Genomic DNA, 21,866 nt, shown 5'->3' with positions numbered 1-21,866 from the left:
AATCCGGGGGCCGACGAGCCGCGACGGGCAGCGGACTCGTGTCACATACATGTGCGATTCAACAGTCCGCCGATGGAGCTGGACTACCTGGACGACCGCGCGATCGCGCACCGATTCGCCGCGGCGGCGGCTCGGATCGGCGCGATCGTGACCGTCGACGGCAATCTCCAGCACGATGACCCGCCGTTGCCATGCCGGAGGTTGTGGACGTGAGATCCACGAGCGGCGACGCACGCCAGCGCACCATCCATCGACGATCTGTGCACTGCCACAAGCGAATCAACCATCGGAAGGATTTCACGTGCGCGGAATTCAGATACTCGGCGCCGGCGAGTGCGGCCTGCCGCTGGCACTGCGGTTGCGGCACAGCGGTGTCCCGGTCACCCTGGTGACCGATCGCGACGCGGCCGCGGTGCTGTCCGGCTCGGTGACCAGCACGCAGGTGAAATTCCAGCCTACGTTGGAACTCGAATCTCGAGCGGGGCTGGGTGTTTGGCGCTCGAGCGCGCCCCGGATCCAAGGCATCCGGTTCAACTTGGTCATCGACCGAAACCTGGTGTCCGGATGGGCCGGACGCTTCAGCGAGCCAGCGCAGAGTGTCGACCAGCGGACAGTGTTCGCGCACTGGCTGGCCGAGTTCGCAGCCGTGGGCGGCAGTCTGGAGATCGCCGAACTGTCTGTGCCGCAGTTGGATCGGCGGGCCGCGGAATTCGATCTGACCGTCGTCAGTCGGGCATCGCGTGACCTCGCCGCATGCTTCCCCGCCGACGCGAGCTGGTCGGTTCCGACCGAGCCGATGCGTCGATTGGCGGTGCTGTACCTCGACGGGGTCGAGCCCGATCCGGATGGCCTCGGAACCTATATAGCCCTGCCCGGCCACGGCGAAATCATTTCCTATCCGGGACTGACCGGTCCTCCCGGACAGGAACGGCGTTGCGAAATACTGCTTTTCGAGGGCGTGCCCGACCGTGGACTGGACGCTTTCGCGAACACCGTCCCGGCCGAGCGCTTGCCGCGCGCCGCGCATCTCTTGCAATGGTATCTGCCTGCGGCGCTTGCCGATCGGTATCGCAACGCCGAATTGACCGACGGTGGTGCGACTCTGGTCGGCGCCGTCGGGCCGACCATGCGCGAGCCGATCGGCACACTGCCCTCCGGTGCTCTCGTACTGGGTGGCGGCGATGTCGTATGTCGGATGGATCCCGGCGGTGCGCAAGGCGCCAACAGCGCCGCGCACTGCGCCGCCCAATACAGTGCGGCGATTCTGGGCAATCCCACCGGCCCGTTCGACCGGGCCTGGATGACATCGGCGGCACAGCCATGGCTGACCGCGATCGCCCATCCCGCGGCACGCTGGACACTGGCCGTGCTCGACCCACCAACGGCCGTGCGGGAACTGATGCTGGCCGCACAGGATGACACCACACTGGCCGACGCCTTCGCCGAAACCTTCGTCCGCCCTGCGAATATGGTCGGATTCGCCGCTGCTGCTTCGGCCGGATACCCGGAGCCCGATGCCCATGTCGAAACCGCACCCCACTGACGCGTGCGGGTCACCGATCCGCACACCGGAGTGGCTGCCACCGGGGTCCCCGCGGTCAGCGCGTCATCGACGCCGGGAAGGCCACGGGGAGAGCAGCAAGAGCACGATGGAAGGGTCCGGGCCGCCAGTCGAGTTCGTCGATCGGCACGGCCAGCGCCAGATCGGGAAGGGCGTCGAGGAGTTGATCGATGGCGTCCTGGGCGATCAGGTATGCCGCCGTTCGCGCCGGGCAGGCGTGCGGTCCAGCACCCCATGCCAGGTGTGAACGATTACCGAAATGCTCACCGCCACTGATCGTTGGATCGTTGTTGCAGGCGGCCATGCTGATGACGACCGGTTCGTTGGCGGGCAGCCAGATATTGCTGGCCAGAATCGGTTGTCGTGGATAGGTGACGCAAAAATTGGCCATCGGCGGGTCGGCGAACAAGACCTCGTCGAGTGCGTCCCGGGTCGAGAGGCTACCGCCCAATACACTGCCCGCGAACCGCTCGTCGGTAAGCATCAGCAACAACGTATTGACGATCAGATTCTGTTGCGGTTCGATTCCCGCGCCGTACAAGATGACGAGCTGATGAATCAACTCCGATTCGTCGAGCCGGGTTGGATGTTCGATTAATCGCGTTGTGATGTCATCGCCTGGTTCGGCTCGTTTCATGGCGATCAGGTCCAGCAAAGCCTCGCTGAGCATTTTGTTGCCTTGTTCGGCGTCGACGCCCTCGAAGATCGCGGCGGTGGCCTGTGCGACCCGCTGCCCGATCTCCGGTGGACAGCCCAGCATCGCGTTGATCGCGCTGAATGCGAGGGGTAGGGCATATTGACTGATCAGGTCCGCCGTTCCGGATGCGCTGAAGGCCTCGATCAACGGTACGGCAATGGATTCCACGGTGGCATGCAAGGCGTGGAGATCGACCCCATCGATGGCCGCGGCGATGACCTGCCGGTAGCGGGTGTGTTCGTTACCAGCACTGCGAAGTGCGTTCGGACGCCACTCGAGTATCGGCCGTACCGGACATTCGGCGGGAATCTGCTGCTGCCAGCCGCGTGGATCGGCCGGGAAACGGTCTGGATCGTTCAGGATGCGCACCGCCGTGTAGTAGTCGAGCACCAGGGTCGCTGGTACTCCCGGTGCTAGTTCCACCGGCGCCAGCGCGCCGTAGCGGCTACGCATCTCCCGATAGGCGGTGTGTGGATCGGCGGCGAAATCCTGGGAATACAACGGGACGTATTCGCCATCACCCCCGGCGGGCGTTACGTGGTGCGGAACCGGACAAGTATCGGGCTCGAGTGGGGACTGTTGCGTGGTCAAAAGCGAAACTCCGAACGCTGGCCGTGTCACACAGGCAAGTGGTGGGTCGCGGTAACGATTGCGCAATAGGTATGTCCCGAACATCGGTAGATTCGTACCGACGCGACCTTTCAATAGGCCGGGGTATGTTCCATTCGATCGGACCTCCATCGCCTCAGTTGTTCGTCATAGCCGACCGGTTCAGTCGGTTGCGCAATCGGAAGGTCGTCGCCGACGTGGACGAATTGGGCGATGGTGAGCTGGCGTGCCGAATATCCGGGATACGGATAGAGCAGCAATGACGTCGGTGTGTATCCGCCACCGTAGTTCAATGTGCGTACGGCGACTTCCACCGCATCGCCGGATGCGAGCCTGGCACCGAAGTCGACCAGTCGAGCACGATCACCGGGATGGAACACATCGACCGGCCGGAACAGGTAATCCCACCGGATCCAGGGGGCAGGCTCGGTGAGCCAATGGGCGATGGTGGCGTGCTCGAGTTGCACAATAGCCAAATGGGTTCCGGCACGGCGGTGGGCTTCCCGCAGCCCGACGTGATCGAGAGCCGGCGCCATCGACGGCATACTGTCCGAGGTCACGTCTTCGATCAACAACCAAGCGCCGCGGGTACGTTCGTCATCGCGAGCCCGCATAGTGATCCGCCAGTGCCCTCGTCGCATGGACCCACTGGTCACGATCACATCGAACTGGAGCTTCTTACCGGGCACCGGAGCGTAGAGCAGATCGAGCACCTCCGCATGTCGGTCGAATGTCGAAATTCGATGGAACAGCTCGGCAATGGAACGTCGCGGTACAAACTCCTCAGCGTCGACACCGCATAACCGCCGAAGGTCGACGGGCTGGTGGATCAGCTGCGTATCGAGTTCCCAGATGAGTCCAACCGCCGGGCGCGACGGTGGAATCGGCACCGCGACAGCACCGAACCACAACCGCACCGCGTGCACATCTCCGGCCGGACCGAGTACCGGCCGCAGCACCAGCCTGTGCGCCCCAGCCCCGGTCGAGATCGTCCGATCCATCCCCTCGCCCCGGCAGTGCACCACGCGGATCATCTCGGTGATATCGCGGGTCGTGAGAGCGTCGTATAACGCCGGAGTCTTCGCCAGCAGTCGCTGCACAACACGGTCACAACTGGCGAAATTGCGCGATACGTCCCCCACCGAAGCCACCGACACGACCTCCGGCGCCAACGTCTCCACCGTCGCCCACGGGATCACCACACCTGCTCCGCCTCATCCGTTCCCTGCCGACACCTGCGACTGGTCTGCACGTCGACTCAGTATTCCGAGATAGGGGAGACGAAGACATCGGGTGCTGCGGCGTAGGCAGCCGAGCCATACCTAGGTGTGTGGGCCTAGGTGTGTGGGCGCACCGCAGGCGTCGACGGGGCGGCGAGCACAGGATCACCGAACGCGTCCCGGTCTCGAAGGCCTCGGGTTCCGGTCACCGAAGCGGTTGGGCCCGGCAACTTCGGCAGAACCCTTCCCGCGATCACTATTCTGCCGAAGACAGCCGCACGGGCGCTCGACCATTATCCGCACCTGTGGGAAGGCGAGCCGCCGCATCCGAACCAGCGCGTCTGCGCACACGATCGTCGCGGCAACTTGCTCATTGCGAGGTCACGAGCGTTCGGCAGTTCCAGTGCCGGTGTTGCGAGCTTCGACGGCCTTGACGGTCTTTTCGAGCGCGTGCTTCAAGACGGGCTTGCCGAACGTCCCGACCACCACGCCGAGCACCCGGCCCCTGAGGTTCTTGCCCTCGCGCACCACGACAACATCCATATCGGTCTTCCCGTCGGGTCGGCGAGCGAAGGTGTATGTGTGGCCCGAGTGGCCGCCCCACACGTTGGAGTCGGTGGTCGTCATCACGACGCGGTCGGGGTTCGACCAGTCGTAGTGCAGGCGTTCCCAGATGCCACGCGAGCCCTCGGTCACGTCGGCCTCGCTGCGGCCTCTGGCGTGCACCTCGAGATATTGGTCGGTGCTGTTGCCGAACAGCTGTGAGCGGCCGGGCCCGAAGTCGGTCAGCGCCGCGACGAACTGCTCGGGCGTCGAGTCCGTCGTCTCCTTGAAGTGGATGGTGGACATATCTGCTCCTTTTTTGGCGGGGATCTCTTTCGAGCGTGCCGCGCTCAGCCGGCACGCGGTGCATCGATGCTGGCGGGATGCCTGCTCTCGATCGATTGCCTACCCCGCGAGGATGGCGCCACACCTGGTGTGTTTGCTCAGCAGCGAAAACCGCACCTCGGGATAGACCGCGGCGATGTCCGGCAAGGGTGGACGATTAATCAGGCTCGATCCGTACCGACCCAGTTGCATAGGTTTCGACCAGAAAAGGGCCGCCGTTCAGTCGGTCGGCCGACGACGACGACGAGGAGTGTGCGATGTCTGGAATGACAGTTGGTTTCATCGGGCTCGGCGCGATGGGGCAGGGCATGGCCGGCAGCCTGATTCGGGCCGGCTTTCGGCTCCTGGTCTGGAACCGCTCCCCCGAACCGGTCGCCGCGCTGGTCGCACTGGGCGCCGAGGCGGCCGGGCGTCTCGATGACGTGTTCGCCGCCGAGGCGGTCGTCTCGATGCTGGCCGATGACCGAGCAGTCGAGCAGTCGCTGCTCGACCCGACGCTGTTGGCCGGTGCGAAGGCAGCGGTACACCTCAATATGGCGACAGTCTCGATCGCACTTGCCGAGCGGGCCGCAGCCCTGCACACCGAGCACGGCATCGGGTACGTCGCCGCGCCGGTCCTCGGCCGGCCTCGAGTTGCCGCCGCCGGCGAACTGAACATTCTCGCCGCCGGCGACGAGACGGCGCTGGCGAAGGCGGCACCGCTGCTGTCCGCGATGGGGCGGTACACCTGGCATTTCGGCACCCGCCCGAGCCATGCCAACGCCGCCAAGATCAGCGCCAACTTCCTGATCGCCTGCGCCATCGAGTCCATGGCCGAGGCGTGCAGTTTGGCGGAGTCCCACGGTGTCCGGCCCACCGACCTGGTCGAAATGCTCAGCGGCACACTATTTCCCGGGCCGATCTACTCCGGCTACGGCGCAATGGTCGCCGAACGCCGGTACGAGCCAGCCGGCTTCCGGCTGCCATTGGGTCTCAAGGATGTCGACCTCGCCCTCACCGCCGGCGCGGCGGCGAACGTCCCGCTGCCTTTCGGCAGCGTCCTGCGCGACGCCTTTCTCGACGCCCTCGCCCACGGTGACGGAGATAAGGACTGGGCCGCCGTCGCCGCCGTGGCCCGGCGCCGGGCCGGGTTGCCTGCGTAGCGTGTCACGCCCGCTGCCGAGCACCGACGCCACGGCAAGGCACAAACGCGTCGGGGACGCCTACGCTCGATCTCCGATTTCACGGATCATATCGATTCCGCGGCCGAGGTTGTCGAGGCGCGCGTGCAGGGTGTCGCCCGCGGGGTAGAGGCGAACGGTGTCGACGCCGGTGGCACGCCAGGTGCGCAGGCGGTCGCGGACCATGTCCTCGGTGCCGATCAGCGTTGTGGCCATGACCATTTCGTCGGTAATGAGGGCCGCGGCACCGCCGCGGTCACCGCTGCGCCAGCGCTCGCGTACCCGAGCGGCGACATCAGCCCAACCTTGGCGGCTGTAGGCGTTGTTGTAGTAGTTGGTGGTTCCGGAGCCCATGCCGCCGAGGGAGAAGGCGAGCTCCTGTTTGCGACTGCCGACGACGGCCGCCAACTCGGCTTCGTCGGCGACGATATTGATCTCCGCGCCCTGACAGATATCGAGATCGGCGCGGGTGCGTCCGGATCGGGCCAGCCCGGCGTCGAGGTGGCTGAAATACGCGGCCGCACCCTCGGGGACGAAGCTGGTGCCCAGCCAGCCGTCGGCGATCTCGCCGGTGAGTTCCAGCATCTTCGGCGACAGTGTGGCGAGGTAGATCGGCACTGCGATGGGTTGCATACTCAGCCGCATCGGACGGCCCTCGCCGCCGGGCAGCGGAATGGTGAAATGGTCACCCTGGTAGGCGATTTTGTTGCCCGTGAAGACGTCTCGGATGATCTGCACGGTTTCGCGCATGCGGGTCAGCGGGCGCGCGAACGGAACACCATGTAAGCCCTCGATGACCTGGGGACCTGAGGCACCGAGACCGAGCAGAAAACGCCCCTCGGAGAGCTGGGCCAGGGTCATCGCCGTCTGGGCGATGAGCACCGGGGATCGGGTGCCGAGCTGAATGACGCCGGAGCCGAGCAGGATTCGCTCGGTGCGCGCCGCCAGAAAACCCAGCGGCGTAGCCGCGTCGGTGCCCCAGGCCTCGGCCACCCAGCAGATGTCCAGTCCGAGTTTCTCGGCTTCGACGACGAATTCGGTGAGCTCGGACCAGCCGATCCCGGAGCCTTCGATCGTTGTGGCCGTACGCATTACGCGGCACCCTCCACCAGATCCTTGATAGCGGCGAGATTGGCGGTCATACCGGTCTCGAATTCGCGCAGCCGGACGAACACGATCTTCTGCTCCTTCTCGGGCATGGCGTCGATGGCATAGCTGAGCCCGGAGCGGGCCGGGCCCATCTGCGTCCATTGCTCGAGCACCGTGCCCGCACCTTCGGGCCGCAGCGTGAAACGCCAAATGCTGGAGGGATATTCGGGGTCACCGACCGCCCAGGCGAAGCTGCGCTGCGGATCGAACTCGATGATGGTGCTGATCGTCTCCCAGGATCCCAGCGCCTCGTGCGCGTTCTTGCCGCTGAACCGCGCACCCACCGCGGGCGCGGTCGTGCCGTCGAGCCACTCGACGGCACGCAGTTCGGCGCTCAGACGCGGCATGAGGTGAATATCGCTGACGTACCTCCACACCCGATCCGGCGGCGCACCGATGTAGGTCTGCACCGCCACGGTCGGGGTGTCCGCATACACCTGCCCGGTCCACTCCACAATCAGCTCCTTCCACCCGTTTACGTCCATAGTTGCGTAGATAGACTTACCTACACAAGCCTTCCTCGCAATACTCAACAGCTGAGTCTCAATGAAAGACCCGCTAGGATGACGACGTGAAACGGACCTCGTTGGCGAACTGGCCCTGTTCCTTGGCCCGCACCATGGATCTGCTCGGCGACTGGTGGACGCCACTGGTCCTGCGCGAGGCCTTCTACGGCATCAGCCGTTTCGACGAGTTCCAGCATGAACTCGGCATCGCGCGCAATACCCTTTCCGAGCGGTTGCGTCGGCTGGTCGAGGCCGGGCTCATGGACAAGCGCGTGTACGAGACCATGCCCGTGCGCCACGAGTATCTGCTCACCGAATCCGGCCGCGACTTCTACGGCGTCATCGTGACCATGACCGCATGGGGTGACCGCTGGCTGGCAGATGTGGCCGGACCGCCCGTCGTCACACGACACGACACCTGCGGCCACGACGCCGACGCCGAGGTGGTGTGCTCATACTGCAAGCAGCCGCTGGCGTCGCAGGACGTTACCCCTCGGCCCGGCCCCGGGTACCCGCCGAAGTTGCTGGAGCGCCCGAATATTCGACGTCGATTTCACCTGGACGATCCGGACCGTCAGCCGGCTGACCTGGCCTGAGACGTTCGTCCTGCCCGACATGTCCGCGGTCCCATGCCACGGAATCGGCCAGATCCAGGCAAAGCCGCCGCCGACTCGGTCTTGCCATCAGGTGACAATCGTCGATGCCAGGACTTGTACGAACGCGCGCATACCCGCCAGCGTGTGTGCGGGCATCATGATGTCGCAGTACGGCAGGGCCGCCGCCATCGCACCGGTGGTCGGCTGGAATCGGGAGTCGCCCGCACGGGGATTGAGCCAGATCACGCGCCAAGCCCGCCGTCGGATCCTGGCCATCGCACGGGCCAGGACATCGGGTGTGTCGCTGTCCCAACCGTCGGATGCGATGACGACGACGGCGCCGCGCACCGCATTGCCGGACGGAGTCGCGAGCAGCGTGCCGAGGCACCGGCCGATATGCGTGCCGCCGTAGCGGTCGACCACCTTGTCGTTGATCCGAGCCACCGCGACGTCCGGGGAACGGTGCGCCAGCACCGAGGTCAGCCTGGTCAGCGAGGTGGAGAAGGCGAACACCTCGGGGCGGTCGGGCGAACAGCGCTGCACCGCGGCCCGCATCAGGTGCAGGTAGATCGTCGAATACGGCTGCATCGAACGGCTGACGTCACAGATCATCACGATTCGGCGCGGGCGGCGTCGGGGACGAGTGCGGACCAGCACCGCCGATTCCCAGCCGGTGCGGCGGGAGTTGTGCATCGTCGCCCGGAAGTCGATCCGCTTGCCGTGCGGGTGATTTGCGTATCGCCTACTGCGACGCTGCGGCCAGAGCGCCGACGCCTGTTCCAGCCAGGCGCCGACCGTCCGCAGGTCGTCTTGATCGAAGCGGGCGAACGGTTCCTGTGCTCGTGCCGCGAACGGGCTCGGCAGCAGGTCCGGCAGCCCCGCACGCTGGTCGGTCGAGCGGTCGGCACCGGTCGCTGATTGCAGTGTCGCCCATGGGACTCCACCGCCCTGCCGAGACTGCCCCCGAGCGCTGGTACCCGGTGCCGACGCGCGTTCGGTCGGCAGTCCGTGCGTTCGGCTCGGCGGGTCCACACCCAGCACCGCGTCGGCGAAGACCGCCGCGAAGACCGTGTCGAAGGCGGCGAGATCCTGCATGCGATCGACCAGTGTGAGCCGCGCGGCCCAGTAGACTTCGGAGCGCGAGCGCGGCGCCATGTGGCGCAAGGCCTGTACGAACAGCGCGGGACCGCTCGGCGCCACCGCGACGCCACCACGCCGCAGCCGCGCGACCACCGCCACCGCGAATGCGGCCAGATCGACGCCGCGCAGCAGCACCGCTCGCGTCATCGCTGCCCGCGCATCCGCCTGCGCACCAGGATGATTCCGAGCACGAACGCAAGCACGAACGCGATCGCGGGCGCGTACTTCTTGATCATCGCGGGCCCGACGAGGTCGACGAGGTCGAGCGGCGCGGGCTCGGTTTGCGCGCCCGGTCGCGGCCGCGTCCCTCGGCTGTCCGGCCCGGCCGCCACTGCCGCAGCGGCCGAATCGCCCTCCGCGAGTTTCTCTTCCAGAGATGCGACGAATTGACCGATCATCTTCTCCGACACCTGCTGCAGCATCCCGCTGCCGAACTGAGCGAGCTTGCCGACGATCTTGAGGTCGGTGTCCACGGTGACCCGAGTCCGGTCGCCGTCCTCGCGCAGTTGCGTGGTGATGATCGCAGCCGCGTTTCCGGACCCGCGTGAATCCCGGCCGCTGCCGTTGATGACGGCGCGATGGTCGTGTTCATCGCGCTCGACGAAATTCGCCTTCCCGGTGAATTCGCTGGTCACGGGGCCGACTTTGACCTTCAGTCGGCCGAGGAAGTCCTCGCCCTCCCAGCCGACCATCTGTGCGCCGGGCATGAGCGGGACCACCTGTTCCAGATCGGTCAGCACCGCCCATGCCTGCTCGACGGGTGCGTTGACAGTGAACTCATTGGCGATCTTCATCGGAGTATCCCTCTCATCCGGTAGCCAGACCTTGGGTGTATTCGACGAATGCCTCGTGGACGGTGGAACGGTCGTCGGGTGTCTTCGCCAGTGCGCTGAGTGAGGTGACCGCATCCGGCGCGGTGAGATCGGCGACGCCGAGCGTCACCAGCGCGGCGATCCAGTCGATGGTCTCGGCGACGCCGGGCGGCTTGTCGAGATCGAGATCGCGGGCGCGGCCGACGAATCGGGTGGCGTGCTCGATCAGCGCGTCGGTTGCTCCGGGTACGGTGCGTCGCACGATCGCCACCGCACGAGCCGGTTCCGGGTAGTCGATCCAGTGGTACAGGCAGCGGCGCCGCAGCGCGTCGTGCAGATCTCGACTGCGGTTCGAGGTCAGCACCGCGAGCGGCGGGTGTTCGGCGACAAAAGTGCCGAGCTCGGGAACGGTCACCGTGGCCTCACCGAGGAATTCGAGCAGCAGCGCCTCGAATTCGTCATCGGCACGGTCGATTTCGTCGACCAACAGCACCGGGGGCGTCGGACCGCGGTAGCGCACACAGCGCAGGATCGGGCGGTCGACCAGATATGCCTCGGTGAACAGGTCGGCCTCGGTGAGGTCGGCGCCGCGTACCTCGGCGAGCCGGATGCTGAGCAGCTGACGCTGGTAGTTCCAGTCGTACAGCGCTTCGCTCACGGTGAGGCCCTCGTAGCACTGCAGGCGGATCAGCGGTGCACCGAGCACGGTGGCCAGGGTCTTCGCCCCCGTCGTCTTGCCCACTCCCGGTTCGCCTTCCAGCAGCAGTGGCCGCCCCAGCGTGGTGGCCAGATAGAAGGCGGCGGCGGTGCCGGTATCGAGCAGGTAGTCGTCGGCGTCGAATCGTCGCACCACATCCTCGATATCGTCGAATGGCGACATCATGGCGACGTCGCGGCGCGCAGCCGCTCGTAGTCGTCCCAGGTGTCGACGTCCAAGGGCACCGGTGCGTCGACGTCGAGCCGCGACACCGGGATGCGGCCCGACTCGATGATCTTCCACACGGCCTTGTCGCCGTGCAATCGGGCCAACTCACCGAATATGGTGCGGCTCAGCCAGAATGGATGCCCGATGCCGTCGTGGTAGCGACAGACCGTGATCGCGGTGGATGTACCGTCGGCGATCAGCCGGTCGACGGTCGCCGCCGACAGACCCGGTTGATCACCGAGCATCAACACAATCCCGGCAGCTCGGGGATGCACCGAGCTCAGGGCCGAACGCAACGACGACGAACAGCCCGAAATGAAGTCGTCGGCCAGGACGACTTCCACCCCGGTGAGATCGACCTGCTGGCGCACCGCCGCCGCCGCACCGCCGAGCGTGACGATGATCTGATCGAAAGCGCAGGATCGCACCACGTCGAGGGTGGCGCCGAGAACCGTCGTATTTCGGTACGGCAGTAGCTGTTTCGCGGTGCCGAGGCGCCGTGAGTTTCCCGCGGCGAGTACCACTCCGGTGACCACCCCGTTCGTCATGAGCCCGTCTTCGTCGCCGCGAAGGAATTGCGGCAGCCGGAGCCGCAGAACCAATAGTCGACGTCGTCGATGGTGAGATGTGGTGTGTCCGGCCCGACCGTCACGGTCATGCCGCACACTGGATCGAGAGTCTCGACAGCGACATTCGCCGCGCGGGGCGTGATGGCCAAGCCACCCTTGCGGACCGCTTGGATCACCTCCGCGACAATCGAAACGGCTATCTCCGCGGACGTCTTCGCACCGATCGGCAAACCCACGGGGGTACGCACGCGCGCGCGCTCGGCGTCGGTCAATTCGAGTTCGTCGAGGATCGACGCGCCCCGAATCCTGCTGGCCACCAACCCGACATACCCCACACCCGCGTCGAGCGCGACGCGGATCATCTCGGCTTCCGGTCCACCATGGCTGGCGATCACCACCGCGGTCGTATCGGCCAGCGAATCCAGCGATTCGGTTTCGGCAGCGCTGCGCTGCACCCCGAAACCCACCAGTCCGCACGCGTCGGCCAGGGCGTCGGCGATGGGTGTCGCACCGCAGATACGCACCAGCGGCGCCGGGATCTGCGGCTCGAGGAAGATCTCCAGAGCTCCGCCGGACAGACAGGGATTCACCACCACTGCCGCACCGGGCGCTTCGGGAAAATGCAGATCGCCGTCGGGCAGCACGCGCAGCAGCACACTCTCGTGCGACTGCAGGGCGCCCAGCGCCGCCTTGCGCACCGAGTTCTGGGCGCACTGGCCGCCGACGAATCCTTCGATCGTCCCGTCCTGCAACAGAATCGCCTCGTCCCCGGCGTGCGCCGAGGTCGGCTGCTGCGCGCGCACGACCGTCGCGTGCACGAACGGCGTCCGGGTGCGGACGAGCTGCTGTGCGCGCTCGGTCATCTTCATCGGTGATCCCATCGCTCGCACCTACTCAGATAGGGGGTGTGGCCCGGCCCCGCATCGCTTCCCACACCCGCGACGGCGTCAGCGGCATATCGGCGTGGCGAACCCCGAACGGCGCCAGCGCATCCACCACCGCATTGACCACCGCCGCAGGCGATCCGACCGTGGCCGATTCGCCGATACCTTTCGCGCCGATCGGATGGTGCGGAGAGGGGGTGACCGTGTACCCGGTCTCGAAGTGCGGAACCTCGAGCGCCGTCGGGATCAGGTAGTCCATCAGGGATCCGCTGAGGCAGTTGCCGTCCTCGTCGAAGGCGATGATCTCCATCAGCGCCATGCCGATGCCGTCGGTGATGCCGCCGTGCACCTGACCTTCGATGATCATCGGATTGATCCGGGTGCCGCAGTCGTCGACGGCGAGGAAGCGCCGCACCTTCACCACGGCCGTCCCGGGGTCGATGTCGACGACGCAGAAGTACGCACCGTACGGGAAGGTGAGATTCTCCGGGTTGTAACAGATCTGCGCGTCGAGCCCGCCCTCGATACCCTCGGGCAGATCACCCGCGCCGTGTGCGCGCATCGCGATCTGCTGGATCGTCACGGCCGCGGACGGATCGCCCTTGACGTGGAACGAGCCCTTCTCCCACTCGAGATCGGCGACAGAGACCTCGAGCATGCCCGACGCGATGATCCGCGCCTTGTCGCGCACCTTCCGCGCCACCAGTGCGGCAGCGGCCCCCGAGACCGGTGTCGACCGGCTGCCGTAAGTGCCGAGGCCGAACGGGGTCTGATCGGTGTCGCCGTGCACCACGTCGATATCGTCGGGCGGTATGCCGAGTTCCTCCGCGACGATCTGGGCGAACGTCGTCTCGTGTCCTTGCCCCTGGGTCTGCACCGACAGCCGCACAACGGCTTTGCCGGTCGGGTGCACGCGCAGCTCGCATCCGTCGGCCATCCCCAGTCCGAGGATGTCCATATCCTTGCGCGGACCCGCGCCCGCGGCCTCGGTGAAGAAGGACATGCCGATGCCCATCAGCTCGCCGCGGGCGCGCTTGTCCCGCTGTTCCTTGCGCAAGGCGTCGTAGCCGATCATGTCCATCGCAAGACGCATGGTCTTCTCGTAGTCACCGGAGTCGTAGACCCAGCCGGTCTTGCTGGTGTACGGGAACTGTTCGGCGCGAAGCAGATTCCGCAGCCGCAGCTCGGCGGGATCCATCTTCAGTTCGTAGGCGAGGCAGTCCACCAACCGCTCGACGAAGTAGACGGCCTCGGTGATCCGGAACGAGCACGCGTAGGCGACGCCGCCGGGGGCCTTGTCGGTGTAGACCGCGGTCATCTTGCAGTAGGCGGCCTCGATGTCGTAGCTACCGGTGAAGACGCCGAAGAAGCCAGCCGGATACTTCAGCGGCGCGGCCGTGCCATTGAAGGCGCCGTGATCGGCGAGCACGGTCGACCGGATCGCCAGAATCTTGCCTTCGGCGGTGGCGGCGATCTCGCCGAGCATGATGTAGTCGCGGGCGAATCCGGTGCTGGTGAGATTCTCGCTGCGATCCTCCATCCATTTCACCGGTTTGCCCAGCAACAGCGACCCGACGATGGCGCAGACGTATCCCGGATAGATGGGCACCTTGTTGCCGAACCCGCCGCCGATATCGGGTGAGATCACCCGGATCTTGTGCTCGGGCAGTCCGGCCACCATCGCGTAGATCGTGCGATGGGCATGCGGTGCCTGGCTCGTCGACCACAGCGTGAGCTTGCCCGTCACGGGATCGAGATCCGCGACGGCGCCGCAGGTTTCCATCGGGGCGGGATGCACTCGCGGATAGACGATCTCCTGTTCGACGATCACATCGGCGCGCGCGAACACCGCCTCGGTCGCCGCGGCGTCGCCGGTCTCCCAGTCGAAGCAGTGATTGTCCCGCTTGCCTTCGAGATCGTCGCGGATCACCGGCGCATCCGGCGCCAGCGCGGTCCGGGCATCGATCACCGGATCGAGCATCTCGTACTCGACATTGATCAGCTCCAACGCATCACGCGCGGAGTAGCGATCCTCGGCGACGACGAAGGCCACCTCCTGGCCCTGGAACCGGACCTTGTCCGTCGCCAGCACGGCCTGCACATCGTTGGACAGCGTCGGCATCCAGGCCAGCCCCTTCGCCGCCAGGTCCGCACCGGTGACAACCGCCTTGACCTTCGGATGTGCCTGTGCCGCGGAGACATCGACGCTCACGATCCGCGCGTGCGCGAACGGGGACCGCAGTATCGCCATATGCAGCATGCCGGGCAGTTGCACGTCGTCGACGTAGTTGCCGCGTCCGCGAATGAACCGCGGATCCTCTTTGCGGAGCATTCGGCCGTGACCGCACGGCTTGCGGTCGTTGTCGACGCGGTCTTCGGGCCGGGACTCGACCGCGGTCATGATGTGCTCCCTACCGGCGTCGGTGTGGCGGCGGGTTCGGGCTCCACCGCTTCGCCGCGTTGCTTCGCCGCCGCCCACTGGATCGACCGCACGATGGTGGTGTATCCGGTGCAGCGGCAGATCTGGCCCGAGATCGCCTCCCGGATGGTCTGCTCGTCGGGGTTCGGGTTGCGGTCGAGCAGGGCGCGGGCGGTGATCATCATTCCGGGCGTGCAGAATCCGCACTGCAATCCGTGACACTGCATGAAGCCCTCCTGCACGGGATCGAGTTGGCCGTCCACCTCGAGCCCCTCGACGGTGCGCACCGAACGGCCGCCCGCCATTACGGCCAGCATCGTGCACGACTTCACCGGTTCGCCGTCGACCTCGACCACACAGGTGCCGCAGTTGCTGGTGTCACAACCCCAGTGGGTTCCGGTGAGCCGCAACTGATCTCGCAGGAAATGCACGAGCAGGGTGCGTGGTTCGACCTCCGCGGTCACCGGCTCGCCATTGACGGTCATGGTTACCTGCATGGCTAATTCCCTTCCAGCGCAGATTCGTTCAGTACGCGCTCGACCGCGGTGCGCAACGCGCGAATCGTCAGTTCGGACGCGAGATGGAGCTTGTAGTCCGCGCTACCGCGCGCATCGGAGACAGGTGAGCACGCCGCGCTCGCCCGGCGGCCCGCCTCCGCGAAAACGTCTTCGGTGGGCGGTGCACCGATTAGTGCGGCCGCGGCGGCGGCCAGCGCCGACGGATCGGGGTTGACCGCCGTCAGACCGATCCGTGCGGCCGCTATCGTCTCGCCGTGCAGTGTCATGGCCGCGCCTGCCGCCGCGATCGCCCAATCGCCGACCCGACGCTCCACCTTCGCGTAGGCACTCGAGGTCCGATGCCGCACCGGAATTCGGATCTCGATCAGGAGTTCGTTGTGCGACATGGCGGTTTCGTACGGACCGACCAGGAACTCGTCCATCGCGATCTCCCGATCGCCGGACGGTCCGCGCACCAGGCAGGTGGCGCCGAGGACCATGCAGACCGTGCTGAGATCTTCGGCGGGATCGGCCTGGCACAGCGAGCCGCCTATCGTGCCGCGATTGCGCACGACCGGATCGGCGATCACGCGCTCGGCATCGCGGAAGATCGGGCATACCGCGGCCAGATCGTCGGACTCGAGCAGATGCCGATGCCGGACCATCGCGCCGATGCGCACCAGGGTCGGATCGGTGACGATGTAGCCGAGTTCGGCGGCCAGGTCGTTGATGTCGATGAGATATTCCGGATTGGCCAGACGCAGTTTCATCATCGGTAGCAGGCTGTGCCCGCCCGCGACGATGCGCGCCTCCGCGCCGAGCCGGTCCAGTAGTCCGATGGCGTGATCCACGCCCGTTGCGCGCTCGTATTCGAATGGCCCGGGAACCTGCATGTGATCTACCTCACATCAATGGGAAGAAACTCAGCCTCTGCCCGACTGATGCGATCGTCAAGACCGAGTTAAGCAATCACTTAAGTCGCGGTTTGCGCCTTGTGGTGAATGCGGCCGCCGGTCCGCGTCAGGGAGCGGCCGTGTCCGCCCCAGCGTCGCGCGATGATCTCGGCCGCAATGGACACCGCCGTCTCTTCGGGTGTCCGGCCGCCCAGATCCAACCCGATCGGGCTGGCGAGCCGCGCGAGTTGCTTGACGGTGAGGCCCGCCTGTCGCAGCCGGACCAGCCGCTCGTCGTGCGTACGGCGCGACCCCATAGCGCCGACGTAGCCGATGTGCGGCGCGCGCAGGGCCACCTCGAGCAGCGGCACGTCGAACTTGGGATCGTGGGTCAGCACGCAGACGACGGTCTGCGAATCGATCGCGCCTGCCGCGATCTGCGCGGCCAGGTAGCGGTGCGGCCAGTCGACGACGACCTCATCGGCGGTCGGGAACCGGGCGGAGGTGGCGAAGACCGGCCGCGCGTCGCATACCGTCACCCGGTAGCCGAGGAACGATCCCTGCTGTGCGACGGCGGCGGCGAAATCAATCGCCCCGAACACCAGCATCCGCGGCTGCCTGGCATAGCTGGTGACGAAAACCGCCATGCCCACACCGCGTCGCTGCCCGTCCGGACCGTAGGACAACACCTCGCTGCGGCCCGTCGCGAGCAGCCCACGCGCGTCATCGATCACCGCATCGTCGGCGCGCGCCGACCCCAAGGTGCCATGCGCGGTGTCCGGCCGAATCAGCAGGCGTCGCCCTACCCGGATGGCGTCCGGGTGCTCGATGACGGTCGCGATCGCGACCGGCCGGTCGGCGGCGATGTCCGCGGCGACCGAGCCGAGTTCCGGAAACGTTTCCCGCGAGACCGCCTCGACGAAAATGTCGATGATGCCGCCGCAGGTGAGGCCGACGGCGAAGGCGTCGTCGTCGGAGAAGCCGAACCGCTCCAACACCGGACGACCGGTCTGGATGACGTCGGTGGCGAGTTCATAGACCGCGCCTTCGACGCAGCCACCGGAAACCGAACCGCCGACCGCCCCGTCCGGGCCGACGACCATGGCCGCGCCGGGCGGTCGCGGCGCCGAACGGAAGGTCCGCACGACTGTCGCGACCCCAGCCGTGCCCCCGGCGTTCCAGGTTGTCATCAGATCCGTGAGCACGTCCTGCATGGTGCGTCCTCCGGGCGCGATGCGGCTGTAGGCATCGCGTCCACCTCCAACCTAGACTCGGATTGTGACGCCCGCCCAGCTTCGGGCCTACTCGACCGTGGTGCGGCTCGGCTCCGTCCACGCGGCGGCCAGAGAGCTGGGGATGTCGGACGCCGGTGTCTCGACGCACATCGCCCAGCTGCGCAAAGAGCTCGACGACCCGCTGTTCACCCGGACGGCCTCCGGTCTGGCCTTCACGCCCGGTGGGTTGCGCCTGGCCAGCCGAGCAATCGAGATTCTCGGACTGCAGCGCCAGACCGCCATCGAGGTGAGCGAGGCAGCGCACGGCCGACGCCTGCTCCGCATCGCGGCATCGAGCGCATTCGCCGAACATGCCGCGCCCGGCCTCATCGACCTGTTCGCGGCGCGGGCCAAGGATCTGTCGGTCGAGTTGAGTGTTCATCCCACCAGCCAGTTCCGCGGCTTGATCGAGAGCCGTGCGGTGGACATCGCACTGGGGCCCGGACAGGACGACACCGCCACAACCATCAGCACCCGGCCGTTCCTGAAGTACCAGATCATTGCGGTCGCGCGGCCCGACAGCCCGCTGGCGGAGGTCGCACCGCATCCGGCGCTGCTGCGGGAGCAGCAGTGGATGCTGGGCCCCGGCGCCGGGAGTGTCGGCGGGCATATCGCGACGATGCTGCGCGAGTTGGCCATTCCCGAATCACACCAGCGGATCTTCCAGAGCGACGCCGCCGCCCTGGAAGAGGTCCGGCGGGTCGGGGGGATCACCCTGACGATCGGCTTCGCCGTCTCCTCCGACCTCGCGGCCGGTCGGTTGAGCCACATCAAGGGAGCCGGGCTGCAGGTATCCGATGAGTGGTGCGCGACCACTCTGCCACCCGACACCCGCCAGCCCGCAGTGTCTGAACTGCTGCGCTTCATTGTCACCCCGCGATGCATCCAGGCGATGATTCGCGGGTCCGGGGTCGGCGTCACCCGGTTCCGCCCGAAAGTGCATGTGACGCTATGGAGTTGAACACGGAACTCGGTCCACGGAGACCATCGGCGAACTGACCGCCATCCGTAGCCAAGTTGGGAGACAAGCTCATGTTCGACCTCGAGGAAGTGATCAGGGAGCGCCATTCGACGCGAATGTTCTTGCCTGATCGGCCAGTGCCGAGAAGTTTGGTCGATGAGGCGCTCGCCCTTGCTGTCCGTGCGCCGTCGAACTCCAATCTCCAGCCGTGGCAGATGGTATTCGCGTCCGGCGCCGTCCGGGACCGTCTCGTGACCGCCTTGCTACACGAGGCTCGCAGCCGGCCACCCAAAATTCCGCCGCTGCCCCATGCGTTCGCTCACCTGCGCCGGGAACTGGGCGCCCAGGTCTATGGGTCGATGGGTATCGCTCGCGAAGACACCGAGGCCAGACGGGAGGCGGTGCTGCGCAACTGGGAGTTCTTCCGCGCGCCGTTGGCCGGGATCGTGTGCATGCACCGCGACCTCGGCAGTGTCGATTGCCTCGGCGTCGGGATGTTTCTGCAAACACTGCTGCTGGCCTTGACAGCACGCGGCCTGGGAACCTGCGTCCAGGTCTCGATCGCGGGTTATCCCGAGATCGTGCATGCACAGCTGGCTATCCCCACGGAGCTTTCGATCCTGTGTGGTCTGGCGGTCGGCTACCCCGACCCGTCCTTCCCCGCAAACGATCTCCGCATCAGCCGCCGCGCCATCGATGAGAATGTGGTATTCCACGATGCCTGATCGAGAGGCACAGCTCGGTACCCGCGCATACCGGGACCTCGCTATCCGGAAAGGCTCAACGGGGTGTCGTGGGTCCCAGCGGCCGCAACGTCCAAGGCACCGCCTCGACCGGGACTGCCGCAGCGGATCTGTCCATCCGGCTCGTCTTGGATCCGGTTATGAATTCGGGATCGGTTCCGATGATGACGCGGCCTTGGTTATTGACCAGCACAACCCGCTGACCGAATGCCTGAAATCGCGGTAGCAAGGCCTCCTCGATCGCGGCAACCGGGACGTCGGCACCGGCGATTCCGAGAAAAGTTCCCGACGTGATCGTCACCGGTATCGCGAATGTGCACACGTACTCGTCCGTGCACGCGTAATCGAGGTGCGGCCCCTGTACCCAACGCCGACCCTGGTCGCGGGGAACCGTGAACCAGTCCATTTTGGTGTAGTCGTAGAAGTATTCACTATCGGGATTCAATTCCAGGATCAGGCGCTGCCCGTCCGGAAGCCACCAATCCAGGAGTCGCGGGCGATCGGCGAGAACGCCGTCGGCCATCACGACGCCGGCTCCGTTGAACAGCTTTCCGCGCCGCTCGAGCTCGCCGAGAATGGTCTGGCGCAGCGGTGCCAGATCAGCCGACCGGGGACCGAAGCCCGGCTTCTCGGTGAGCCCCTCCCAGAGGAGGGCCAGCGCGGTCCCGATGGTTGTCAGCGACAGATAGATCTCTTCGGCCAGTTTTGTGACGGAATCAACGAGCGACTCGATGGTCGCCCTGGTCGGAACGTTATCGATATCCCTCATCGATCACTGAGCTCCAAGCGTAAGGCGACGAGGCGGCGGATGCGTGATTCCGTCTGCGATTCTGCCAGCTCTCTCGCCCTGGCATCGTCTTCTCGTTCGATCGCGTCCACCAGATCACAATGAACGGTCGCCTCGGCCGCCGGGTCCAGTTCCAGCCGCGGCAGCCAGAGCAGGGCCGAGAGCTCGGCCTGTAGCCCGACCTCGGCGCGGGTCAGCCGGGTGGATTGCGCGCACACCGCCATCTCGATATGAAAGCGGCTGTCGGCCCGGCGCGCCGAGACGAGGTCGGTGCTGTCCTTCAGCCGGTCGGTCAGGGCCCTGAGCCGGGCTATATCGGCCTGCAACCCGCGGCGCGCGGCGAACACCGCGACCGCGCCGGCGACGGCGAAGTGCTCGTCCCCCAGATCGCGCAGTTCCTGGATGCTCATCTGTTGCAACCGCGCCAGCGAGGTGTTCTCGAAGACCTCCGCCGAAGCGCTGATGAAGCTACCGCCACCGCGCCCTCGCTTGGTGTGGACGATACCCTGCTGCCGAAGTACGACCAGCGCCTCGCGCAGAGTCATCGTCGATACACCCAACTGGTTGGCGAGATCGGTCTCACTCGGCAACTGCTGGCCGTCGGCCATTACACCGAGACTGATTGCCGCGGACAGCCGCTGCACCACGGCATCGGTTTTGGGACCGCAGCCCTCGAGCGGTGACAGCACGGCGCCGAGCGCAGTCAATCCGACCCTCTGCTGCTGGGACAACACGACTCCTTGGGTGGCGGGGACGTACCACGATTCTAGTCAATTGAAATATGAACTATAAAGTTAGATGAGATCCGCTATCCGGCCGCCGTACTTCGCCGAATAATCGGCCAGCGAGGCGCGCGCCGGAAGGGACGGCGCGGCTTGATGCGATCTTTACCGACGCCCTCTTGAACTATGAACTCTAATATCTTATGTTAAAGGCCATGTGAATTGCCCCACCCGACGCCCTGACGCATCGACGTCATGATCGAATCAGGATTTCCCCATGTCCGAGAATCCGACCTGGCCCAGGGAGCACCTCCGGCAGCGCACCCATGGCCGCGCCGAGTTGCCAGCCGAGGTGGTGGCGCACAGCCGACCGCGGCCGGTTCACAGCGGTCGCCATATGCACGAGGTAAGCGTGCGAAGACGGGGGATCGAAGATGGATGAGGATCTTCGCCGAACGGAAGTCGACGGATTCTGCGTGACGTGGCGCCTGGTTCAGCATCATCTGATCGCAATTGTCGCCGTGAACAAGGCATCCGACGCTTCGCAGATAGCGTCCTTCTGCCCGAGCAACTATCCGGATCTCGTGCGGGCACGAGAACTTTTTCCGGAACTGGCGAGGCTGTGGGATGCGGTCCGCCACGAATTCTGGACGAAACTCATTCCGCCGCTGCCCCTCGCGGCCAGAAAGCACGTAATGGCATAACAACGCCACTCCCCCTCGCCCATCACGTCGTAGCAAATTCCGGACTTGCCGATACGACCGAGTAAGTGGTGGGCTATTCGGAAGCGCCATAACACTCACGTCACCGACCTCGCTCCCCGTTCGGTCGAGAAGGAAGGCGGTTCACCAGGC

General features: G+C 66.0%; 23 protein-coding genes. 7 read left to right on the top strand and 16 right to left on the bottom strand.

The window, feature by feature from the left end:
* Positions 1-72: 72 nt before the first annotated feature.
* Positions 73-213: a hypothetical protein gene (locus AB0L58_RS17210; protein WP_364387550.1), complete on the top strand. Its 141-nt coding sequence runs from the start codon at positions 73-75 to the stop codon at positions 211-213.
* Positions 214-301: 88 nt separating this feature from the next.
* Entirely contained in the window at positions 302-1,543 is a 1,242-nt protein-coding gene (locus AB0L58_RS17205) for a styrene monooxygenase/indole monooxygenase family protein (RefSeq protein ID WP_364387548.1), read from the top strand.
* 55 nt (positions 1,544-1,598) lie between these two features.
* On the opposite strand, the gene AB0L58_RS17200 is transcribed toward AB0L58_RS17205, so the two are convergent.
* The 3 genes from AB0L58_RS17200 to AB0L58_RS17190 all read right to left on the bottom strand — a co-directional run bounded on the left by AB0L58_RS17200 (position 1,599) and on the right by AB0L58_RS17190 (position 4,936).
* Positions 1,599-2,849, bottom strand: coding sequence for a cytochrome P450 (locus AB0L58_RS17200; protein WP_364387546.1), 1,251 nt, complete (start codon positions 2,847-2,849; stop codon positions 1,599-1,601).
* A gap of 110 nt (positions 2,850-2,959) precedes the next feature.
* Complete coding sequence (locus AB0L58_RS17195; RefSeq protein WP_364387544.1) at positions 2,960-4,069, bottom strand: GAF domain-containing protein; 1,110 nt, start codon at positions 4,067-4,069, stop codon at positions 2,960-2,962.
* 399 nt (positions 4,070-4,468) lie between these two features.
* On the bottom strand, positions 4,469-4,936 hold the full coding sequence (locus tag AB0L58_RS17190; RefSeq protein WP_364387542.1) for a hypothetical protein: 468 nt from the start codon (positions 4,934-4,936) through the stop codon (positions 4,469-4,471).
* Between the two features lie 296 nt (positions 4,937-5,232).
* Between AB0L58_RS17190 and AB0L58_RS17185 the strand changes: the two genes are divergently transcribed.
* On the top strand, positions 5,233-6,117 hold the full coding sequence (locus AB0L58_RS17185) for an NAD(P)-dependent oxidoreductase (protein ID WP_364387540.1): 885 nt from the start codon (positions 5,233-5,235) through the stop codon (positions 6,115-6,117).
* Between the two features lie 60 nt (positions 6,118-6,177).
* On the opposite strand, the gene AB0L58_RS17180 is transcribed toward AB0L58_RS17185, so the two are convergent.
* Positions 6,178-7,227, bottom strand: coding sequence for an LLM class flavin-dependent oxidoreductase (locus AB0L58_RS17180; protein WP_364387538.1), 1,050 nt, complete (start codon positions 7,225-7,227; stop codon positions 6,178-6,180).
* Complete coding sequence (locus tag AB0L58_RS17175; RefSeq protein ID WP_364387536.1) at positions 7,227-7,739, bottom strand: SRPBCC family protein; 513 nt, start codon at positions 7,737-7,739, stop codon at positions 7,227-7,229. The genes AB0L58_RS17180 and AB0L58_RS17175 overlap by 1 nt, the downstream gene beginning before the upstream one ends.
* Before the next feature lie 116 nt (positions 7,740-7,855).
* On the opposite strand from AB0L58_RS17175, the gene AB0L58_RS17170 reads away from it, so the two are divergent.
* Positions 7,856-8,386 (top strand): helix-turn-helix domain-containing protein, encoded by a 531-nt coding sequence (locus AB0L58_RS17170; RefSeq protein ID WP_364387534.1) that lies wholly within the window; start codon positions 7,856-7,858, stop codon positions 8,384-8,386.
* Between the two features lie 87 nt (positions 8,387-8,473).
* Here AB0L58_RS17170 and AB0L58_RS17165 read toward each other — a convergent pair whose 3' ends face one another.
* The 9 genes from AB0L58_RS17165 to AB0L58_RS17125 form a co-directional block, all read right to left on the bottom strand.
* Positions 8,474-9,673 carry a VWA domain-containing protein gene (locus tag AB0L58_RS17165; RefSeq protein WP_364387532.1) on the bottom strand — a complete coding sequence of 400 codons (1,200 nt, stop codon included), beginning with the start codon at positions 9,671-9,673 and terminating at the stop codon, positions 8,474-8,476.
* Entirely contained in the window at positions 9,670-10,320 is a 651-nt protein-coding gene (locus AB0L58_RS17160; protein WP_364387530.1) for an SRPBCC family protein, read from the bottom strand. The genes AB0L58_RS17165 and AB0L58_RS17160 overlap by 4 nt, the downstream gene beginning before the upstream one ends.
* A gap of 13 nt (positions 10,321-10,333) precedes the next feature.
* Positions 10,334-11,221 carry a MoxR family ATPase gene (locus AB0L58_RS17155; RefSeq protein ID WP_364387528.1) on the bottom strand — a complete coding sequence of 296 codons (888 nt, stop codon included), beginning with the start codon at positions 11,219-11,221 and terminating at the stop codon, positions 10,334-10,336.
* Entirely contained in the window at positions 11,218-11,811 is a 594-nt protein-coding gene (locus AB0L58_RS17150) for an NTP transferase domain-containing protein (protein ID WP_364387526.1), read from the bottom strand. Before AB0L58_RS17150 ends, AB0L58_RS17155 begins: the two co-directional genes overlap by 4 nt.
* A complete protein-coding gene (locus AB0L58_RS17145; protein WP_364387604.1) occupies positions 11,808-12,701 on the bottom strand; it encodes an XdhC family protein in 894 nt (297 codons plus the stop codon). Before AB0L58_RS17145 ends, AB0L58_RS17150 begins: the two co-directional genes overlap by 4 nt.
* A 25-nt stretch (positions 12,702-12,726) precedes the next feature.
* Entirely contained in the window at positions 12,727-15,117 is a 2,391-nt protein-coding gene (locus tag AB0L58_RS17140; RefSeq protein WP_364387524.1) for an aerobic carbon-monoxide dehydrogenase large subunit, read from the bottom strand.
* The gene (locus AB0L58_RS17135; RefSeq protein ID WP_051183382.1) at positions 15,114-15,632 is read right to left on the bottom strand and encodes a (2Fe-2S)-binding protein; all 519 of its coding nucleotides are present in this window, start codon (positions 15,630-15,632) and stop codon (positions 15,114-15,116) included. The genes AB0L58_RS17140 and AB0L58_RS17135 overlap by 4 nt, the downstream gene beginning before the upstream one ends.
* A 2-nt stretch (positions 15,633-15,634) precedes the next feature.
* Positions 15,635-16,525 carry a xanthine dehydrogenase family protein subunit M gene (locus AB0L58_RS17130; RefSeq protein ID WP_364387521.1) on the bottom strand — a complete coding sequence of 297 codons (891 nt, stop codon included), beginning with the start codon at positions 16,523-16,525 and terminating at the stop codon, positions 15,635-15,637.
* A gap of 80 nt (positions 16,526-16,605) precedes the next feature.
* Positions 16,606-17,739, bottom strand: coding sequence for an XdhC/CoxI family protein (locus AB0L58_RS17125; RefSeq protein ID WP_364387519.1), 1,134 nt, complete (start codon positions 17,737-17,739; stop codon positions 16,606-16,608).
* Between the two features lie 64 nt (positions 17,740-17,803).
* On the opposite strand from AB0L58_RS17125, the gene AB0L58_RS17120 reads away from it, so the two are divergent.
* On the top strand, positions 17,804-18,760 hold the full coding sequence (locus AB0L58_RS17120) for a LysR family transcriptional regulator (RefSeq protein ID WP_364387517.1): 957 nt from the start codon (positions 17,804-17,806) through the stop codon (positions 18,758-18,760).
* A 71-nt stretch (positions 18,761-18,831) separates the two neighbouring features.
* On the top strand, positions 18,832-19,485 hold the full coding sequence (locus tag AB0L58_RS17115) for a nitroreductase (protein WP_364387515.1): 654 nt from the start codon (positions 18,832-18,834) through the stop codon (positions 19,483-19,485).
* A gap of 55 nt (positions 19,486-19,540) precedes the next feature.
* On the opposite strand, the gene AB0L58_RS17110 is transcribed toward AB0L58_RS17115, so the two are convergent.
* Together AB0L58_RS17110 and AB0L58_RS17105 are read right to left on the bottom strand one after the other, a co-directional pair.
* Positions 19,541-20,272, bottom strand: coding sequence for a cache domain-containing protein (locus AB0L58_RS17110; protein ID WP_364387513.1), 732 nt, complete (start codon positions 20,270-20,272; stop codon positions 19,541-19,543).
* A complete protein-coding gene (locus AB0L58_RS17105; RefSeq protein ID WP_364387511.1) occupies positions 20,269-21,021 on the bottom strand; it encodes a GntR family transcriptional regulator in 753 nt (250 codons plus the stop codon). The genes AB0L58_RS17110 and AB0L58_RS17105 overlap by 4 nt, the downstream gene beginning before the upstream one ends.
* Before the next feature lie 425 nt (positions 21,022-21,446).
* Here AB0L58_RS17105 and AB0L58_RS17100 point away from each other — a divergent pair, with 425 nt between their 5' ends.
* A complete protein-coding gene (locus tag AB0L58_RS17100) occupies positions 21,447-21,716 on the top strand; it encodes a hypothetical protein (RefSeq protein ID WP_364387509.1) in 270 nt (89 codons plus the stop codon).
* Positions 21,717-21,866: the final 150 nt, after the last annotated feature.

The sequence above is a fragment of the Nocardia sp. NPDC052112 genome, assembly GCF_040680135.1.
GTDB lineage: Bacteria > Actinomycetota > Actinomycetes > Mycobacteriales > Mycobacteriaceae > Nocardia.
The sequence above is the reverse complement of the archived record's forward strand: the minus strand, read 5'-3'. Positions and strand labels throughout refer to the sequence as shown.

Excerpts from the sequence above, each read along its gene's own strand:
- AB0L58_RS17210 (WP_364387550.1), top strand. The coding sequence starts at position 73 with ATGGAGCTGGACTACCTGGACGACCGCGCGATCGCGCACCGATTCGCC.
- AB0L58_RS17190 (WP_364387542.1), bottom strand. The coding sequence starts at position 4,936 with ATGTCCACCATCCACTTCAAGGAGACGACGGACTCGACGCCCGAGCAG.
- AB0L58_RS17185 (WP_364387540.1), top strand. The coding sequence starts at position 5,233 with ATGTCTGGAATGACAGTTGGTTTCATCGGGCTCGGCGCGATGGGGCAG.
- AB0L58_RS17180 (WP_364387538.1), bottom strand. The coding sequence starts at position 7,227 with ATGCGTACGGCCACAACGATCGAAGGCTCCGGGATCGGCTGGTCCGAG.
- AB0L58_RS17165 (WP_364387532.1), bottom strand. The coding sequence starts at position 9,673 with ATGACGCGAGCGGTGCTGCTGCGCGGCGTCGATCTGGCCGCATTCGCG.
- AB0L58_RS17160 (WP_364387530.1), bottom strand. The coding sequence starts at position 10,320 with ATGAAGATCGCCAATGAGTTCACTGTCAACGCACCCGTCGAGCAGGCA.
- AB0L58_RS17155 (WP_364387528.1), bottom strand. The coding sequence starts at position 11,221 with ATGATGTCGCCATTCGACGATATCGAGGATGTGGTGCGACGATTCGAC.
- AB0L58_RS17150 (WP_364387526.1), bottom strand. The coding sequence starts at position 11,811 with ATGACGAACGGGGTGGTCACCGGAGTGGTACTCGCCGCGGGAAACTCA.
- AB0L58_RS17145 (WP_364387604.1), bottom strand. The coding sequence starts at position 12,701 with ATGAAGATGACCGAGCGCGCACAGCAGCTCGTCCGCACCCGGACGCCG.
- AB0L58_RS17140 (WP_364387524.1), bottom strand. The coding sequence starts at position 15,117 with ATGACCGCGGTCGAGTCCCGGCCCGAAGACCGCGTCGACAACGACCGC.
- AB0L58_RS17135 (WP_051183382.1), bottom strand. The coding sequence starts at position 15,632 with ATGCAGGTAACCATGACCGTCAATGGCGAGCCGGTGACCGCGGAGGTC.
- AB0L58_RS17130 (WP_364387521.1), bottom strand. The coding sequence starts at position 16,525 with ATGCAGGTTCCCGGGCCATTCGAATACGAGCGCGCAACGGGCGTGGAT.
- AB0L58_RS17125 (WP_364387519.1), bottom strand. The coding sequence starts at position 17,739 with ATGCAGGACGTGCTCACGGATCTGATGACAACCTGGAACGCCGGGGGC.
- AB0L58_RS17115 (WP_364387515.1), top strand. The coding sequence starts at position 18,832 with ATGTTCGACCTCGAGGAAGTGATCAGGGAGCGCCATTCGACGCGAATG.
- AB0L58_RS17110 (WP_364387513.1), bottom strand. The coding sequence starts at position 20,272 with ATGAGGGATATCGATAACGTTCCGACCAGGGCGACCATCGAGTCGCTC.
- AB0L58_RS17100 (WP_364387509.1), top strand. The coding sequence starts at position 21,447 with ATGGATGAGGATCTTCGCCGAACGGAAGTCGACGGATTCTGCGTGACG.